The sequence below is a fragment of the Cellulosilyticum lentocellum DSM 5427 genome (assembly GCF_000178835.2).
Taxonomy (GTDB): Bacteria; Bacillota; Clostridia; order Lachnospirales; family Cellulosilyticaceae; genus Cellulosilyticum; species Cellulosilyticum lentocellum.
Genome location: NC_015275.1, coordinates 4,064,474 through 4,082,812 on the forward strand (window position 1 = coordinate 4,064,474; position 18,339 = coordinate 4,082,812).

Here is an 18,339-nt window from a genome sequence, read left to right on the forward strand (position 1 = left end):
AAATGGGCATAAGCTTTACACCTATGCCTATTTGTACTATTAGTTGTTTTGTTATGATGTATTTATACCTAAATTTACGATTCCTTCTTCTTTGGTTGAAAGGTTTGATAATCTCCTCTATATTATTGACGGTACTATCTACTTTTTGAGTGTCCTCGGAGTAAACTTAATTGGCGTATTAGGAGCATAATCTTATTGTTTTGATTGCCTATTTCTTATTTGCAATATATTTTTCTAAAATTTTTCTTGTGTAACTTCCTTCTTTTGGCTTAAAATCAAAAGTCTCGTATGCCCAGATAATTTCTCTTTGTAGCTGATCATCTTCTGTATTACTTATCTTATTATATAAATAATCAATCTTAAATTTCCCTGCCATATCTAACTCAAAGCTTAATTGTTCCCATGGCTCTTGATTATTTTTTATAAAACAATCATATATTTCAATTAATATCACATCTAGTTCATCAAGTAATTCATCATATATTTTTTCCGATACATTATATTTTTCAGGTATACCATGCGATTTAACTATCTCCTTGCTGTTTATTTCCTCAAAATAGAAAACTGATGACCAACTTAACTTCCCCTTTTCCACCTCTCCTAGATAGTATATCTTATTCCATTTAACAGGTATCATTGAAATAATTTTATCTGCTAATTTATTATATAACGTTGCTAACTGTTGCTCCATAATCTTTTCATCCTTTCTATGGGTTTATAATTTTTTTTGAGATTTTTTCCCCATCAATCCAATAATCCACTTTAAATACACTCGGTCTAACTGAACCACCTTCATATATTGGTGTAATATTTACATTCACGCTGCTTCCTTCTTTTAGTGCATCAGCCCAGCGCTTCTCCATTTTATACCATTCTCCTCCTGCTCTATTAATGCTACTATTTTGTGGTACTAAATTATCAATCTGACCTGATCCATTAAATTGACTCCCTATTAAATGCCCACCATCATCTGTAGGTAATCTGTCTACTCCACCAACTGTCCTCTGTGCATATTCATTTCTCACTCCTTCTCCTAATTGTAAATTACCTTGTACATTTGAAATACGTCCCTTGTCATCGGTTACATACTTATAACCATTAGAATCTATATATTCAACATTTGATTTTAATACCTTCTTGTTTCCTATCTTATCATACTGTTCCCCATATTCTACTACCCCAGCCTTACCTTCCCCCACAATAAGCTTACTATCTTCTAACTTCTTCAATTCATCTGCTGATAAATCTGCTTTTTTGTAGCTGATTTCAGTACCATCTTTAAGTTTTACCTTTAAGATGTCCCCTTCCTCTACTACCTTTTCTATATCCTTAAAGTCTATGTCTTTAAAGGCTCTTTCTGCTAATTCTTCTACTATCTCTTCTTTTACTTCCTTTTCTATAACCTCTTCTACAATTTCTTCTCCTATTTCTTCTGCAACTTCTTCGCCTAGTTCTCCCATACCCCGGTTAATCCATGATGCAATTTCTGGTGGAAGGATACCCATCCTCAATTGTTTTTCCCACCATTCTTTCATACCTAGGCTTATCTTTTCTCCTTGTTTTACTAAGAAGTTTTGAATGTCTTCTCCCTTTTTGGAAATAACACTGATAATCTCATCTACTTTATTATAAATCTTGCTATTACTAATAAAGTTCCATAGCTCATTACCTTTCTTGGTAAGGAAGTTAATAACATTATCTCCCTTTTTCATAACAAACTTAAGGGCATCATCTCCGTATTTAAGAAGAACCTTTCCTACATCTTTCACCTTATCTACTATTTTACTAACATCTCCAATTTTATCAATTACTTTAGCTATCTTTCCTACTATTTTTCCTCCTGTTGCTGCCCAACCTGCAAAAGGAATACATGCTGCAAAAGATAATCCTGCGTTTAAAAGGTCACCTCTTGCTAGGTAAATGAGCCCATTAACAGCATCTGCTAGCTCCCCTACTCCTGGTATAAGCCCTAGGATATCTAACACAAACTGCGTACCATCTAGTAAGAAAACGCCTACCTTTTTTAAACCATTTATGATATCATCCTTACGTTCAATGATAAATTCAATGGTGTCTCCCACTACTTGGCTAAATCGATCTACTATATTTTTCATACCACCTAGTAGCTTTTCTCCAAAATCAGCTAATGTATCCTTTGCTTTTTTAAAGAAGTTCCCTACACCACTAGTAAAATCATCCCACTTATCTTTTACACCGCTAGCAAAGCTTATGACATTTCCTTTTACTTTATCAGCAAAATCACTTACCTTGGTTTGAATGTGCGTCACTACATCTGAAACTTTTTCTTTAATGTTAGACACTGTATCTTGAAACTTTTTACTTATGCCTGATATGGTAGCTGAGAGGTCGAAATTAGTGACAAAGTCTGTAGCATCATCTACTACATCCTTGATTTTATCTACTGCATTATCCCATAGATTACCTATTTTGTCTCCTATACTTTCTTCTTTTTTACTTACAACTTTTGTGCTGATACTCACATTTGTGGTTACCGATCTTCCCCCTAAACCATCTACACGTAATTTGTTGTTATTGAGAAGCTGTTTAGCATCTTGCTCTGAGGAAGTATAAGCTTTTGCCGCCTCTGTTAGACCCATACTAATCTTATTACTTTTTTCTTCTAGCCTTTTTATGTACTGCTCTGTCTCACGTAATTTACTTTGTATACTATAAACCTTACTTGTAACGCTGCTATATTCTGGGTACTTTCTCAAAATACTGGATAATTCACTTTCTATGCGACTAGATCCACTCCTATATTTACTATAAATATTCTGCCCATAACGCCTGTAATCTCTAGACAAACTAATCAGTGCATCGGTTTGTACCTCGATTTCTCTGCCCATTTTATTCTCCTATTCTTTTAATGCAGAGGTTAACGCTGTTAAAAAGGTAGCTTCTTCTTCATCTTGAAGCCCTTTATGATCAATTCTTTCAATTTGTTCATGGTCAAATAAAAAAGTATGATCAGGTCCAATATTCCCCTCTGGATATAAACAACCTACATAATCCCACACCTTATCGCTATCTATTCCTTTTTGTCCTCTACCATATATCATGACTCTTTTACTAGTATCTTTTAGTAATACGACACTTCCAATAGGTAATAGTTCTATTTCTCTAGTTGGAACTATTCGCTTATCACTAACGCCTACTGTATCCTTTAAAATAAATTGCCCATCAATAAACACTCGAAGCTGCCATTGTCCTAATGGCAAATCAGGCTCTAAAGGTAGCCAAAACCATAGTTTTGCTTCTTCTTGATCTTCTGGCTGCATCAAATTATTTTCAGCAAAACGTTGTAACACACCATTTGGGCTATACCATGCTACTGTTACTGTATGTATTCCTGTAATTGCTTTAAATCCTATACCTATGACAATCTTTCTATCAGAATCTAAAAAATAGCTTCTATTAATAACCTCTAATCTCTGGCTAATATAATTATTTATGCTATAAGAGCTTAATTCTAAGTGATATTGTTCATTATTGTAGAGCCTAGATTTTCTTTCCTCATCTATTAACATGACAGACATAAGTTCTCCTTGCTTATCTGGTGCATAGAGATTTGCCAAAGGATCATTCAGTGTCATTTCATTGTTAACAATCAACTTATATAAACTTTTTCCTAATGGGAAGTCTACCTCTGTCTCCCAGATACCTTGTTCATTTTTTTCAAAAGGTACCCCTTCCTTTTGCCATTCATTAAATTCCCCAATAATAGATAACGTTTGAATAGGAAATTCTTCGCTCTCTTCATAAATCATTTGTTGTTTCATCATCTATCCTCCTCATTATAAAAATATTTATTTTCTTCTTGCTCTTGTAGCTGCCTCTCTTGCTCTCTCAGTTGCTTCTCTTGCTCTTTTTTCTGCACGGTCTCTATCCGCTGCAGCTATGCTGCTATCCAAACTTTGAGCGAGGCTTTTTATACTTTCTAATTTTCGATTAGCTTCTCTAGCATACTGTACGTTTTCTTTATGAGCTTCATTAAATGCATCATTTGAATTTCCATCCCATACTGAATTAACACTATTTACTTTGCTATTTATAGTTTGAGCTTGATTAGTTATCTCATAGCATATACTATCAATAGTTGACTTTATGTTACTCATTTTATCCCTCCTAACTTACATTTCAACAATGTCTTAATTTTAAAAATTTTTTATATTATTATTTTAATTCAATCATCAGATTTTTTCAACAAGTGCCCGCTATTATATTTTTTCTAAGAAACTGCTCCTTTTTCTCTATCATCTATCTCCAATATATTCCTATAAAAATTATCTATATCTACTGAATAAAAAAGGACATACACATTTACGTTATGTATGCCCTTTTATACCTATCATCTCCCTACTGGAAGCTATCTATAATAATATTACTCCTATCATACAAACTAACAAACATTTTAAGGAACGTAAAATAAACATTTTCATCCTCCTTATTATGTATAATAGCTTAGTAATATTTGATACTTCTAAACCGTTTAATCTATCTTTTCTAATCTGAAGAGTAATCCTTTATAATCGCTCCAAATTTCACCATCCATATAATACAAATAAGTTATAGCTACATCTTCTTGGATCTATATTAAATAAGTAGACACGATTTGATATTAGTGATTATATTAAAGTAGACACAAAAGGAGGTGCCCACATGGCAACTAAACAAACTCGTTATGATGAAGATTTTAAAAAATCAATCGTTGCACTTTATCATAATGGCAAAACTCAGACTTCTCTCTGCCAAGAATATGATATTTCACAGACTTCGCTCGCTAAATGGATTAAACAATATTCTACTGTTGAGACCGATGATGGCAAAGTCCTAACTGCTAAACAAATTAAAGAAATGCAAAAAAGAATGGCTCAACTTGAGGAGGAAAACCTCATATTAAAAAAAGCGATTGCCATATTCACGCCACACTCTCTGAGCGACTAGATGCTGTTTATAAACTACGCTTTCGGCATGATATCAAAACCCTTTGTCGTGTACTAAACGTAAATCGCAGCACTTACTATAAGCACTTCAACTCTGAATCTGCTCCAAGAGTAAGGGAAAACCTAAATATCAAACGTGTCATTCTTCAGATTTATTCTGACTATGATAAATGTCTTGGTGCTTATAAAATCACATATATCCTCAGTCGTGATTATGGTATAAACATCAGCGTGGGACGAGTGTACAGACTGATGCAATCAATGTCTCTTCCTAAAATGTCTACAGATAAACCTTGTAGAGTAAAACATCACGATCAGGGAGAATGCGATAATCACCTCCATCAGGAATTTAACCAAAAGGCTCCAAATCTTGTCTGGGCTAGTGATTTCACTTACATAAAAGTTAATGGTAAATGGTATTATCTTTGCATTGTCATGGACTTGTTTTCTAGAAAAATCATTAGTTGGCACATAGCTAGCAACCACGATGTCACCTTAACAATGTCAGCTTTTAATAAGGCTTATAAAAGCCGTCATGTTCAGTATGGACTCATATTTCACTCTGACCAGGGAGCTGAGTATACTGCTTTTGCATTTAGAAATCTCTTAGATTCCTATAATGTTGTGCAGTCATTTTCTAAAAAAGGATACCCTTTCGATAATGCTTGTTGTGAAAGTTTTTTCAAATATCTCAAAAAGAATCGCACCAATCGCAGAAGCTATCATACCCTAGAGGAACTTCGACTAGATATTTTCGAGTACATTGAAAATCTATATAACAATCGTCTTCCCCACGGTGCGATTGGATATAAAACGCCAAATGAGTTAGAAGCAGAATACTGGGATCAGCACGCATAATTGTTGATCTCAACAAATTTTTCGTTACAAATCGTGTCCAAACTATTGACTATACTCCATTGCGCAATTAGAAATTGCCATGGTATTCCCGTCTCTTTATGTACCTTTTCAACATATGGCATAATCCTATCTATAAAAGCACATTGTGAAGGTAATCTATTCCTTACTTGTTGTGGTATTTCCCAATATGATAAGCTTGTATCCTCTTGTGTATTTTCGGTCCCACTCTCTATGTTTTTACTATTGTTCTTTATCATCTCTGCTAACCCATTTGTTATGTATCTACCATTACCAACACTCTTCCTAAGTCCTCCTATTTCTTGTGGTACATACTTATAATCATTTTTAGACACTTCCTTACCATTTTTATAAATAATATCTCCAATCCTAATATAGGTATGTTCTCCCTCTTTATATCCTTGTGCAAAATCTCCATTTCCTTCTACTTCTCTTATTCCCCCTATTTCTTGAGGGATATATTTATAATCATCTGCAGCTATCTTCTTACCATTTTTATAAATAATTCCTCCTATGCGCTGATATATGGTATCTCCTTCTACATATGTTTGAGATACTATAACATAACTTCCTTTTCCGATCGTGTCCCTTATTCCCCCAATCTCTTTTGGTACATATTTATAGTTCTCTTCTGGTATTAGTACACCATTCTTATATATTTGCTTTCCTATTTGCTCATAAACTGTTTTGTTTTCTACATAAGCTCTTGCAAAAGTACCATTTCCATCTGTGGCACGTAAACCACCTACTTCATGCGGAATATATTTATAATCTTTTTCCGCTACTAACTCTCCATTTTTATATATTTTTCCATCTATACTTTCGTATAAAATACCACCTTCTAAATAAGCTATGTCCGATTCACTTCTTGCAAACTTTTCTGCTTGATTACCTCCAATTAGTAGAAATTCTTCTTCCCATTCTTGACTCTTCTCGCCTAATTCATTACTCGCTTTAAATGAAATATTACTACTACCAATACTTCCTGGAAATTTAATAGTCTTACCAACACTTAATCTTCCTTTATCAAGGACACCTTTAGACATATACTCGCTTTCTTTATACAAAGTTGCAGCCTGCTTAGTATTAGTCACAAGTCTCTGGCTATGCTCCTCTATACTCTCTGTTTTATACTCTATTTCCTTTAAACTAGATAATATTCCCCTAGCAGAACTTACTACACTTCCATAGTCACTATATCTAGATATAATATTTTCCATCTCTCTCTTAATACTATTGATATCTCTCTTATAGCTCGAACATACATTTCTATAGCATCTATCTATATTCCTTGATAGCTCACTTAGTTCATCAGTCTCAACCCTTAATTCATCTGGCATAAAAATCCCCCCTTACTTATTTTTACTTTTAGCTGCTGCTAACTTAGCTCTTTTCTCTCTCTCTGCTGCTTCTACTGCTCCTGATAAACTATTTAATCGACTTGCTACATTTCTCCAGCTACTGTTTAATGTTGAAAATTTCTTTTCTAGTTCACAATATGAAGCTCTAAAATTATCATAACTGCTTCCACTCCAGTTCTTTTTGACGGCTTCCACATCTGCTTTCATCTGCCTAGTGCTACTTTGCAAGGTACTTAAAGTTTGCTGAACTTTACTTGCTAAAGATGATGCTGACATTAATCTCCCCTCCTCAATAGTTATTCTCTTGTTATGCTATAGCGCCTTTCACATTTCTCTCTATCTTACCCCTACATAATTCTGCCATTATATCCTCTCTTAGTTCTTAGCATTTCAGCCCTTTTTCTTTGCTGGTCCTTTGCTGCCGCTTCTACAGCTGAATCTAATGTGCTATACGTCTTTGCAACCTCTTCTATGTCTTTTGCTATACTTATAATGGTTTTATTCATACGTACAAATTCATCCTTCAGTACTTCTATGCTATCTCCTTTCCAGTACTCGCAACTAACCACTTCTCTTACAAGATTCCAAAACTCATCAAGCATATTTTCTCTTATCTTCATTGCCTTCTCTTTACTTGAAGTCGCTCTTGACATTTTTCACCCCCCTAATCCCATCTGCTACTTTGTAAGATTCTTATACATTCCATTTCATCTGCATAATATTGCTTTAATGCTTTTTCTACACCATCTGCCTTTGCTTGTACAATCTCACCTATATTTTTAAGTTTTTTATTTACTCTATCTATCTCTCGTTCTGCCAAATTACACGCAGATGTCACACTAGGATAATCTGCATATGTTCTCTTAAAACCTTCATGAATTAAAGTACAATTACTTAATTCTTTTGTATAACCTTTCAACAACTTTTCTCCCATTTTACTTATTTTTCTTCTTAAGACCTGTACCTCTCTTAATGAAACATCTATATTAATCTCTTCATCTGTAAAGTCTGAAACACTTACATTAGGTGCATAAAGTGTAAAACCTTTAGTGATTTTTATCTGATTCCTCTTATTTATAGCGGCCCTAACCTGCTGTATCTGTTCTGCACCTAACCTTATTTGCTCTAATTCTTGTCTCATAGCAGTAAGCATTTCTTGTTCTTGATTACTACTTATAAATGCATTTGCTACACCTGGTAGTAACCATAGGATGCCCCCTACTGTTGCTTGTGTCTTTACATCATATGGTGGCATTAGATTTAACGGCGCCCCAAACTTCTCAAAATATTCCACCATAGAACTCAGCTTAGAGTCTTTTATCTGTCGGCTGGCAATCTCACCTAGCTTAGAAATTTGAACATATTGACTAGCAATCTTTTTAAATTTACTAATATATGATTTATTTGAAGAATCTACTTGAATCTTCTTATCATCACCTATTAAGTCATACAAATTATGGGTTTCAAAATCAAGTCCTATCTCACACTCTATTACATATTTCCCCTTACTTTCATCCCATTTCATTTTTTTCAATAAACTTATTGCTTCTGGCATTGTAATGTTTATGATTTCATATTCTTCTTTAGTCATCTCTATACCATAAGCCCCAGATTGCATTTTACTTCCTATGACAGTAATGACTTTACCTGCTTTTTCTCCTGCTTGACCTACTATGTCCCGATTATTAACTAAATGGGTTATATTATAATCTTCTAGTGACTTACCATTCTTCTTAATTACATCTAGCATGTTTTGCACCGTACCAACCCCGTTAAATGTATATCCCTCTAGGTCATACTGGATAGCTACACTCTGCGCTAGACCGCCTCCTAAAGAATGTCCCGTTGTAGTTATTTCCTGAATATTTACATGTGTTTGTTTTGAAACCTTTTCTGCAAACGCTATCGCTTCATTTATTTGTGTGATCTCTTGTTCTCCTAATATAATCTGTGCATCTGCTATAGCATCTCCTACTTTACCACCTATCTCTGTTTGCCTTTCAGATACACCTGATTTTGTATACTCTTTTATAAGTTCTTGAAGTTCTTCTCCATTCGGGAAGTCCGTCCCTCTATAACCAATGATTACTTTTCCCCCTGGAGATTTTACAGCTATTGCTCCAAATCCACTTTCACTACTCTCCTGTGTAACATAGGTATAACCCTCAATAGTAGCAAATGCTCCTTTATCAAAGAGTTGACGTTCTATAGCTGCTTTCTGTTTTATGTCTTCATCATCAGACTCTTCTCTGCTTGTTATGTACTTATTTATGTTTTCTTGAGTGAATTTACCATCTTTCAATAAACTTTCTATCTCGACTTGATTATATGCCAACTGACTAATGGCTATTTGTGGCATAAATTCCTCTGCATTTATTTCTGTAATTCCCATTGCCTCTTTCATTATTTCTCATCTCCTTTATCTTTACTATAATCATTGAGTATAAATCTATTTTCAAACGTTATATTCTCAAACGAAAAATCTTCATTATATTCGCTGTCTAAAATGCATTTAAACATCAAACCTTCTCTATCGTAATTTCTCTCTTGATCCTTTAAAAATTCTGCATTAGCATCATATACTTTAACTACAACTTCTAGTCTTTTTTTTATACCCACTTTCCTCATAAGTTGTCCTATTTCATAAACTTTTTTTCTTATTTCTTCCTTTTCATATTCTCCGTAAAGACTTACAACTATGTCAAAATAAACTTTATTCTTATCCTGATTATCAATAAAAGTTTGAAGTGTAGCCCTTTTTTTATAACTAATCGTTGTATCAGGTATAACCTCCGCATACACTAAATATTTTTCTCCATTTTTAAATACTTCCTTGCATAATTGCTCACCATAGGGTTGCATAACCTTTCGCCCTAGTACAATTAAAAAGCCATCCGATAACCCTAAACTTCCATTATCTGTACAATTAAACTTCAAGTCCGGCTCACCTATGGGCTGAAATTTTGCCCTAAAGGTTTTTTGTAATTCTCCTGCTCCTATAAAGGAATAACTACTTACATATTCAAATTCTTCATTATACTTATCTTTCAAATAACTACTCATTTTTTCTATCATTACTTGTTTTCTTTGTTCGTTTTTAGCCTTCTGCTGTTGCACGATTACAACAATGATTAAACCTACAATGATTGCCCCTATAATAATTCTTTTACTTTTTGCCTTCATGCTTTTTCTCCCTTGATCCATATTCCTTTAAAATCCCTTTATCTTTATACTCCATATTATGTTTTATTATTGAGTCTTTTATATTTTTCTTATTAAAAATATAAGGGACTACAAGCAAATCATCCTGTCTATAGTCCCTTCATCTTTTTTGTTTAGTAGCTATATTTAGTTAATTATTTAAATCATCATACATGGATCCATGAACCTGAAGTGCTATCTCATCCAGTTGCTTTTCTGTATTAACACCTTTGAGTGTCATTCCTGGTACATTCGTAATACTTGATACATCTACATCATTTAACCATGCTGTCATATAATACTTGCCATTTTTCATACCACCAAAGGTATAACACTTTTGATTATCTGGATTCACCGTTATGGTTACTAAAGTTTCTTCTACTACCTTACAAATATATTGACCCTCTTGTATGTACTCTCTATACTTATACTCATCTTTACTATTTTGTGTATTGGATTCCTCATAGCCTTCTAAAATTTCTTTAAAATAAGTATGCGTAAAACCTGCTGCATCTGGGCTATATGGTACTTCATATTCTGTTACATAATTATAATCTCTTTGTATACCTAATAGGCCTTCTGCTGCTGTTGCTGCTGTGGGATCATCTATTTGTAACTTCAACTGATAGTTAGAGCCCTTATCTACATAGGTCATGTTAGATCCATAATTAAAACTTTGTAACACTTCATCTACAAGATCTTTGTGTTCCTGGGTTTCCTTAGCTTCATCTTTATAGATTTCTGTACGTATGGTAAGTGTATACTCTCCTGCTGGATTAAAGTAGTAGCCAGATTTAAAAGGATACTTGTATTGGCGTTGTAGATCTCTATCTGTTGCAAAAGGTACGTGAGGATAATCTAATTTATTAGTACTCTTTCTCTTAGCACTATTTAAGTCCTCCTCATAAATACTACTCATACTCTGATTAATACCCCACTCAATCATTGCTTTATTTTGCTGAGTAAAGATACGTTCATGCTGTCCCTGTATTGCTTCATAGGTCATATCTCCTGTAGCAAATACATTCTTCATCCATCTTTGCACAAACATCTCATATTCATCACTTTCCCACCAAATAGTCTTGTTTAAAGAATCGTGTGTATTATCATCTATTTCCTTTTTAAAATGACGTGCTTCTACGCTGGGCATAGGTTTTCTGCCATTATATACTTGCGTTGTTATACTAATACGATCTTCCCCCGGCTGGAATATACCATTTTGAGTTCCTGAACCATAATAGGTACTACAACCACTACAATCATAATAATGGCTAGAACCATCCTCATTTTCACAACAATAGACACTATGAGAAGTATGATAATCATAGTCCCTCTTAACATCACCCTCATAGAAAACTATCATCTCACGTATAGGATTAGAAAGATTAGGTAGATAGAAATCTCCATACTCCTCCCTCTTAATAACACCTTGTATAATCGGACTTCTCGTAACAGACTCTGCTGCTTCATCCACCGGAGGGTTCGTATCATCCTTTACTTTTGCATCTGATAATGCACCGTCGTTATCTTCTATATCCACATTTAATGCTCCTGTTAAATTACCCTCCCATCTCCAAAGGCTTTTATTAGGTGATTGTACGCTTCCAGGAATCCCTCCACCCGCTAACTCATGTTCTAATTCTTTAGTAAGCTCATCATAATAGAGGGTATAGTTAGCTTTTGCAATATCATAGCGAATCCAAGATATGCTCTCACTATCTTTATTATCTGTATAAATACTTTCTTCAGGGTTCTTACTTGGATTAATCTCAAAAATAATAGTGACTGGTTCTTTGGGCATGATAAACTCTAGGTCAAATACCGCATCAAATTCCGAACCTTCAGATGGTATAGTAGCACTTCCTTGACTCGCACCTTCCCCATACCCTGTAAACTTGCATGCACTTTCTTCTTTCTGTTGATACATAGTACCTGTTGTATTTCCCTTAACGGTCCATTTATAGGTAGTATCGACATTTTCATCAAATGTAGATTTAACTATAGCTGATGCTTTTACTACATCATCATTTCTTACACCTGCGCCTTCTGCCTGTGCACATTCTAAAGTTACTGTTAAATTAGGTCCTATTAAACTAAATGGAGCTATAGGGACACCCATATAATACCTACCTCCCTTATATAAACGTCCTTGTCCCCAAGTATCTTGTGTAGGTGGGGTAATAATATGTACATATTCAATCCAACCGCCATTAGGTTTATCTCCTACATTATGCAAAGGATAATTCCTATCACTATAGTTAGGAGCATCTGGTTGTTTTACATCTTTATATTTTTTACCTCCATAAGCTATATCTACGCCTACTTGAATGGCTTCTTCCAACGTAACATTATCTCCAATTCCTGGTATATCAAAACTAGCCATATCAAAAACTGATTGATCACAATATGACTTCATCCAAGGTTTATGATCTCCCCATTTAGAAATTACCTTTCCATCCCACCCTACCTTCCATCGATACTGTGGGTTAGGTACTAAATCCCCTTCACTATTTTTTCCAAGAAATTCTTTTTCTCCTCTATCATCCCCTCCAGACATATTTCCATAAGCCAACATATAGGTCTCTTCTTTTGTACTACCATACCCCTTATCATAAACGTGTAAGTCCCCATACTCACCTATTCTCAAAGGATACTCTTCATCCCCTAATCCATATATTTGTGCCATATCTTGATTAAACTTTTGCCTTACTGTCTCTTGTTCATCAGTTAAGGTGGATGCCATTATTGAGGTATGAAGATTTTGAAGTACTAAACTACTTACTATTAGATACTTTAACCATTTTTTCATAATCATTTCCTCTTTAATAATTTATTTCTTATACACTCGAATATTTACTGATCTACTATCACCACTTACCTCAAAAATATAATTTTCTGTATCAAAAGTTTTTTCTCCAATTTTATCTCTAATACTTTTTTTAGTTCTAGCAAAATCTATTATTCTCTTTGCTTCACTTGGACTTAATACTTGCTGTAATAGCTCCTCTGCCGCATCACACTGAATGCTATAATCCACTTTCATCCCTTGTGTTACTAATATAATAATTCCATCTGATGTATCGGTATACACTTGCATTAAACTCTCTGTTGTTATTTTTGACGCAGATTGTGTTTTAGTCACTCTAGAATCTGCAGTAATAGGTACTGTAAATGGTCCTGCCTCAAACACTTTCACCTCAGGAAGTGGTGCCTTTCCATTATCTATGTACACGATTCTTACCTTATTATCCCATTTAACCGTTGCTCCTAATGCTTCGCTTACAAACCTTATTGGTACATAAGTTCTTGTTCCTTTTACAATAGCTGCTGTATCTAATTCTTTAACTTGTCCATCCACCATAATTTGCTTTGAATTAATGTGTAATATGACTACTTTATCTCCATCTAGAATCGTTACCCTTTTTGCTGCTGAGTCCCATTCTACCTTAGCTCCTAACTGTTCACTTACAAACCTAACTGGCACTAATACTCTACTATTACTATCCACATAAGGCTTTCCATCTGGAAAATATACTTGTGTTCCATTAACTCTTACACGTATCTCTGATAGTGCAAATACTTGTGGCATGCACATCATCATTAACATTATTACAGCTAGACTTTTTAATATTCTTTTTTTCATTTTTAATCTCCCTTTGCTATCTGATTATTTTTTAATCAATTTTATATCATATAAGTGTTTTTGTTTATAATTTATAGATATAGCATAAGATAATAAGCTCATACATCTTCATACAATGGTAATATTTCTTATTTCCACTTGAAGTTAATCTATTATTCTAAAGTTCTTTTCTATAGAAAATGCTTGTCTTAGCTCATCAATCTTTTCTCCTATACGTTTACCCTTTTCTGTCTCATTGCTATATTCACCTTCAAAGCACTGAGATACATAAACTGTATCTCCTCGTTCCCCCAAATATGTATACATATATTGTTCTGTCGTTTTCCATTCATCCATGTTTAATGTGCTTATTAAAAATAAGTTGTATGTTTTTTTATCAATTGAATATAAAAACTCTACCCCTTCATTATTTTCTTTGACTTTATACAAGCCTTCCCAACTATTTGGGATAATAATTTGAAATTTCAATAACGAACTAGTATATATTTCTTCTGCTTGCTTATATGTATCTTTTTCTAGTAACTTCTGCTCCCAAATACACTTATTATCTGTGTCAATATACATCCACTTACCATTTTTTAATACTTTTGCTAATCCGTGCTTAAATGCTTCTACATTGTCATATTGTGCCTTAATAACATCTTCACCAGACTTATTGATAAACCCCCATTTACCGTCTTGCCTCACACCAGCTAGTCCCTCAGAAAAACTCTGCGCTGATTCGAATGTTCTATCAAAAATATTTTCTTTTTGTTGATTAATATACCTCCAATTCACACCATCATAAATAGCAGCTACTCCTTCTGAGAAACTCATTGCTCCTACAAATTGTTGTTCTATTACTATATTTCCACTACCATTAATATAGCCATATAAATTGTCTTCACCTTCATATCTATCTCCTGTCATAACTACCGCTAATCCATCTGAAAAGCTATCTGCTGCACCATATTTTTGAAATACAAATTCTCCCTTCTCATTAATAAATTGACTATATACTTTACCACTAACGGCATTTTCAATTACTGCATAACTTTCCTTAAATTCAAATCCTACCTCCCCAATGACTTCTATAATTTTTTCTCCCTTTTTATTAATATATTGTATTTTGCGCCCTACACTTACAGCAGCCTTTCCCTCACTGAAAGACTCGGCTGAATCAAATTGGGGTTCAATTGCTAGTTTCCCTTCTTCATTTATATATCCCCATTTACCATTAATCTGAACTGTTGCTAGTCCCTCACTGAAATTTAAAGCAAGCTCATATTGAGGCTGAATTACCACTTGACCCAAGCCATCAATATACCCATATGAACCCTGATAACTAATTACAGCATACCCTTGTGAAAAATCACTTGCATATTCATATTGTGGTTCAACTATAGTGTTTCCATTTTCATCTATAAAACCATACTTATTGTTATCTTTAATTAAATAGAGATATTTTTCATTATTTGCATCTGTAACTATAGGTTGATTTACTCCAACCTTATCCTCATCACTTTCCATAGCTGTAGTTTTATTTATATCAGATTTATCTTCACTATTATCCATAATTGTAGCTTCATTTACACTTGACTTAGCTATACCACATCCAGCTAATAACACGATTGTTACAATTATAATGCTCATTAATAATTGAGTTACTTTAGTCTCCTTAAATTTCATTTAATATCCTCCATACATTATCTACAGTTAGTGCTTGTATTAATTCTTGTTTATTTAGTACCTCATCCTTAAACCCCATACTCCTAGTTAAGTCACTTTCCCAATTTTTATATCCTAATTTAGCTCCTAATTTTTTATCTAATATTTCATCTGGGTTTAAATAAAAACGTGTATTCCCTCTTAAGGCCTTATCTTCACCATAGGTAGTGTAACCATATCCAGTAATATAAGGTATTTTTCTTACTGCAAAATTTCTTTCCCATTCTGCATTGCACCCACTAGCTCTTGCACATACAATCTGTACTAACTTTTCTTCAGATGTCATGCTCTCATTTATTTTAGATAAATAATATTCTTTGTCTAATTTTACATTTACACCCTCTATGTTTCTAGGGACACTGGGATATAAAGAACCTCCCTGTACTCTTAGGTCATTCATTACATATATAAATCTATCAGATAATTCAATTCCAAATGAATCCAAATCATTAATTGCTGGTAGAATCGCATCATTAATTGCTTTTTGTGTTTGTACTTTCTGCATATCAATATCATTTCCTATTTTTTGTAATGCTTCTGTCCATTTCTTGTTAACTCCATACTCTCCAGCACTCATATTTATCTTTGCCCATTTTGTCCCCTCAGCTGTAGAAGCATAGATGACATTATTTTTTAGTTGTTTTGCCATGTCTTGTCCTATGAGTTTTTCCAACTTGCCTGGATACTGTTTATCATACGCTTTGAATAGGGATTGAAACGACCCTTGCCCAATACACCATTGATTAAATCCAAATGAAACAGCTTGACCATCACCTGGATTAGATACGTTATAAAATTTATCCTTTCCTTCATTTTTGATAGTGATCTTTAAGAACCTTTTTATTGCTTCATTTTCATCTGATAGGCCATTATATGTACCCTGTACTACATTATTAGAAGTACTTGTATTTTCATTTTCTATAATTATCGATGGCAATTTAGTAGAAGTGGTATTTATAATATTTCCATCATCCTGTATGATTCTAACAGCCTTAACATACTTAGGCGCCCAATAACTGTTATTTAAATCTCCAATCTTTACATTTTCCCCACTTTTAAGAGTATTTGGGTTGCTATTCTCTCCGCCCTCATGAACGAATTGTCCATTTCCAATATATATCCCTACATGAGTTGTCTGTTTATTATTAATACCATTTGTATCAAAAAATATTAAATCACCTATCTTTAACTCTTCCTTTTCTACTGATTTACCTCTACCTACCTGAGTACTACAATTAGGCCCAATATCTATTCCGAAAATGGTCTTATACACTGAACTTGTAAAATCCGAACAATCCATGTATGGTGGTGCATTATTTTTATCTAATATTTGGGTAGTTATTACGCTATCTATACAGTACGGTATCTTTCCCACCCAGTATTTGGCCTCCTCTGCAAGTTTTTCTCTCCAATAATCAGCTAGTTCTTCTCCCTCTAATGCTAAAGTAGTATCACCTATTTCTTTTCCTATACTTGTTACTAGATCCACTAATTCATTCGTTATATAATTTCCACCACCAACATTCTCTCTTAGTCCACCTATTTCCTGTGGTACATACTTATAATCATTTTTAGACACTTTCTTACCATTTTTATAAATAATATCTCCTATCTTAATGTATGTATATTCCCCTTCTTTATATCCCTGTGCAAAGTTACCATTACCTTCTATCTCTCTTATTCCACCTATTTCTACTGGGATATATTTATAATCATCTGCAGTTATCACCTTACCGTTTTTATAAATAATTCCTCCTATGCGCTGATATATGGTATCTCCTTCTACATATGTTTGAGATACTATAACATAACTTCCTTTTCCGATCGTGTCCCTTATTCCCCCAATCTCTTTTGGTACATATTTATAGTTTTCTTCTGGTATTAGTACACCATTCTTATATATTTGCTTTCCTATTTGCTCATAAACTGTTTTGTTTTCTACATAAGCTCTTGCAAAAGTACCATTTCCATCTGTGGCACGTAAACCACCTACTTCATGCGGAATATATTTATAATCTTTTTCCGCTACTAACTCTCCATTTTTATATATTTTTCCATCTATACTTTCGTATAAAATACCACCTTCTAAATAAGCTATGTCCGATTCACTTCTTGCAAACTTTTCTGCTTGATTACCTCCAATTAGTAGAAATTCTTCTTCCCATTCTTGACTCTTCTCGCCTAATTCATTACTCGCTTTAAATGAAATATTACTACTACCAATACTTCCTGGAAATTTAATAGTCTTACCAACACTTAATCTTCCTTTATCAAGGACACCTTTAGACATATACTCGCTTTCTTTATACAAAGTTGCAGCCTGCTTAGTATTAGTCACAAGTCTCTGGCTATGCTCCTCTACACTTCCCATTTTATGCTCTATATCCTTTAAACTAGATAATATTCCCCTAGCAGAACTTACTACACTTCCATAGTCACTATATCTAGATATAATATTTTCCATCTCTCTCTTAATACTATTGATATCTCTCTTATAGCTCGAACATACATTTCTATAGCATCTATCTATATTCCTTGATAGCTCACTTAGTTCATCAGTCTCAACCCTTAATTCATCTGGCATAAA

14 protein-coding genes are annotated in these 18,339 nt (G+C 33.8%); 1 reads left to right on the top strand and 13 read right to left on the bottom strand.

The window, feature by feature from the left end:
* Nucleotides 1-208: 208 nt before the first annotated feature.
* The 4 genes from CLOLE_RS18635 to CLOLE_RS18655 are packed head-to-tail and all read right to left on the bottom strand — an operon-like array spanning nucleotide 209 to nucleotide 4,136.
* Entirely contained in the window at nucleotides 209-691 is a 483-nt protein-coding gene (locus tag CLOLE_RS18635; protein WP_013658673.1) for an antitoxin YezG family protein, read from the bottom strand.
* Nucleotides 692-707: 16 nt separating this feature from the next.
* On the bottom strand, nucleotides 708-2,867 hold the full coding sequence (locus CLOLE_RS23685) for a DNA/RNA non-specific endonuclease (RefSeq protein ID WP_013658674.1): 2,160 nt from the start codon (nucleotides 2,865-2,867) through the stop codon (nucleotides 708-710).
* 9 nt (nucleotides 2,868-2,876) lie between these two features.
* Nucleotides 2,877-3,800, bottom strand: coding sequence for a DUF4176 domain-containing protein (locus CLOLE_RS23935; protein WP_013658675.1), 924 nt, complete (start codon nucleotides 3,798-3,800; stop codon nucleotides 2,877-2,879).
* 27 nt (nucleotides 3,801-3,827) lie between these two features.
* The gene (locus tag CLOLE_RS18655; RefSeq protein WP_013658676.1) at nucleotides 3,828-4,136 is read right to left on the bottom strand and encodes a WXG100 family type VII secretion target; all 309 of its coding nucleotides are present in this window, start codon (nucleotides 4,134-4,136) and stop codon (nucleotides 3,828-3,830) included.
* Between the two features lie 544 nt (nucleotides 4,137-4,680).
* Here CLOLE_RS18655 and CLOLE_RS22610 point away from each other — a divergent pair.
* Nucleotides 4,681-5,822, top strand: a protein-coding gene (locus CLOLE_RS22610) for an IS3 family transposase (protein ID WP_242825752.1) whose coding sequence is annotated in 2 segments (ribosomal slippage) — nucleotides 4,681-4,930 and nucleotides 4,930-5,822 — 1,143 coding nt in all. Because the reading frame shifts where the segments join, the coding sequence is not laid out codon by codon here.
* Here the strand turns inward: CLOLE_RS22610 and CLOLE_RS18670 are convergent.
* The 9 genes from CLOLE_RS18670 to CLOLE_RS23860 all read right to left on the bottom strand — a co-directional run bounded on the left by CLOLE_RS18670 (nucleotide 5,810) and on the right by CLOLE_RS23860 (nucleotide 18,336).
* On the bottom strand, nucleotides 5,810-7,180 hold the full coding sequence (locus CLOLE_RS18670) for a hypothetical protein (protein WP_013658678.1): 1,371 nt from the start codon (nucleotides 7,178-7,180) through the stop codon (nucleotides 5,810-5,812). The two genes, CLOLE_RS22610 and CLOLE_RS18670, sit on opposite strands and share 13 nt — an antisense overlap.
* Before the next feature lie 12 nt (nucleotides 7,181-7,192).
* The gene (locus CLOLE_RS18675; protein ID WP_013658679.1) at nucleotides 7,193-7,477 is read right to left on the bottom strand and encodes a WXG100 family type VII secretion target; all 285 of its coding nucleotides are present in this window, start codon (nucleotides 7,475-7,477) and stop codon (nucleotides 7,193-7,195) included.
* Between the two features lie 71 nt (nucleotides 7,478-7,548).
* Nucleotides 7,549-7,854, bottom strand: coding sequence for a hypothetical protein (locus CLOLE_RS18680; protein WP_013658680.1), 306 nt, complete (start codon nucleotides 7,852-7,854; stop codon nucleotides 7,549-7,551).
* Nucleotides 7,855-7,865: 11 nt separating this feature from the next.
* Nucleotides 7,866-9,605, bottom strand: coding sequence for a lipase class 3 (locus tag CLOLE_RS18685; protein ID WP_013658681.1), 1,740 nt, complete (start codon nucleotides 9,603-9,605; stop codon nucleotides 7,866-7,868).
* Nucleotides 9,605-10,384 carry a hypothetical protein gene (locus tag CLOLE_RS18690; protein WP_013658682.1) on the bottom strand — a complete coding sequence of 260 codons (780 nt, stop codon included), beginning with the start codon at nucleotides 10,382-10,384 and terminating at the stop codon, nucleotides 9,605-9,607. Before CLOLE_RS18690 ends, CLOLE_RS18685 begins: the two co-directional genes overlap by 1 nt.
* 169 nt (nucleotides 10,385-10,553) lie before the next feature.
* A complete protein-coding gene (locus CLOLE_RS22130) occupies nucleotides 10,554-13,211 on the bottom strand; it encodes a hypothetical protein (protein WP_013658683.1) in 2,658 nt (885 codons plus the stop codon).
* A 21-nt stretch (nucleotides 13,212-13,232) separates the two neighbouring features.
* Nucleotides 13,233-14,045: a copper amine oxidase N-terminal domain-containing protein gene (locus tag CLOLE_RS22135; RefSeq protein WP_013658684.1), complete on the bottom strand. Its 813-nt coding sequence runs from the start codon at nucleotides 14,043-14,045 to the stop codon at nucleotides 13,233-13,235.
* 144 nt (nucleotides 14,046-14,189) lie between these two features.
* Nucleotides 14,190-15,713 carry a WG repeat-containing protein gene (locus CLOLE_RS22140; protein WP_013658685.1) on the bottom strand — a complete coding sequence of 508 codons (1,524 nt, stop codon included), beginning with the start codon at nucleotides 15,711-15,713 and terminating at the stop codon, nucleotides 14,190-14,192.
* Nucleotides 15,703-18,336, bottom strand: coding sequence for a C40 family peptidase (locus tag CLOLE_RS23860; protein WP_013658686.1), 2,634 nt, complete (start codon nucleotides 18,334-18,336; stop codon nucleotides 15,703-15,705). Before CLOLE_RS23860 ends, CLOLE_RS22140 begins: the two co-directional genes overlap by 11 nt.
* Between the last annotated feature and the right edge of the window lie 3 nt (nucleotides 18,337-18,339).

Coding starts and splice junctions, on each gene's coding strand:
- CLOLE_RS22135 (WP_013658684.1), bottom strand. CDS start 14,045: ATGAAAAAAAGAATATTAAAAAGTCTAGCTGTAATAATGTTAATGATG.
- CLOLE_RS23685 (WP_013658674.1), bottom strand. CDS start 2,867: ATGGGCAGAGAAATCGAGGTACAAACCGATGCACTGATTAGTTTGTCT.
- CLOLE_RS18680 (WP_013658680.1), bottom strand. CDS start 7,854: ATGTCAAGAGCGACTTCAAGTAAAGAGAAGGCAATGAAGATAAGAGAA.
- CLOLE_RS22130 (WP_013658683.1), bottom strand. CDS start 13,211: ATGAAAAAATGGTTAAAGTATCTAATAGTAAGTAGTTTAGTACTTCAA.
- CLOLE_RS18690 (WP_013658682.1), bottom strand. CDS start 10,384: ATGAAGGCAAAAAGTAAAAGAATTATTATAGGGGCAATCATTGTAGGT.
- CLOLE_RS23860 (WP_013658686.1), bottom strand. CDS start 18,336: ATGCCAGATGAATTAAGGGTTGAGACTGATGAACTAAGTGAGCTATCA.
- CLOLE_RS18655 (WP_013658676.1), bottom strand. CDS start 4,136: ATGAGTAACATAAAGTCAACTATTGATAGTATATGCTATGAGATAACT.
- CLOLE_RS23935 (WP_013658675.1), bottom strand. CDS start 3,800: ATGAAACAACAAATGATTTATGAAGAGAGCGAAGAATTTCCTATTCAA.
- CLOLE_RS18670 (WP_013658678.1), bottom strand. CDS start 7,180: ATGCCAGATGAATTAAGGGTTGAGACTGATGAACTAAGTGAGCTATCA.
- CLOLE_RS18635 (WP_013658673.1), bottom strand. CDS start 691: ATGGAGCAACAGTTAGCAACGTTATATAATAAATTAGCAGATAAAATT.
- CLOLE_RS22140 (WP_013658685.1), bottom strand. CDS start 15,713: ATGAAATTTAAGGAGACTAAAGTAACTCAATTATTAATGAGCATTATA.
- CLOLE_RS18685 (WP_013658681.1), bottom strand. CDS start 9,605: ATGAAAGAGGCAATGGGAATTACAGAAATAAATGCAGAGGAATTTATG.
- CLOLE_RS18675 (WP_013658679.1), bottom strand. CDS start 7,477: ATGTCAGCATCATCTTTAGCAAGTAAAGTTCAGCAAACTTTAAGTACC.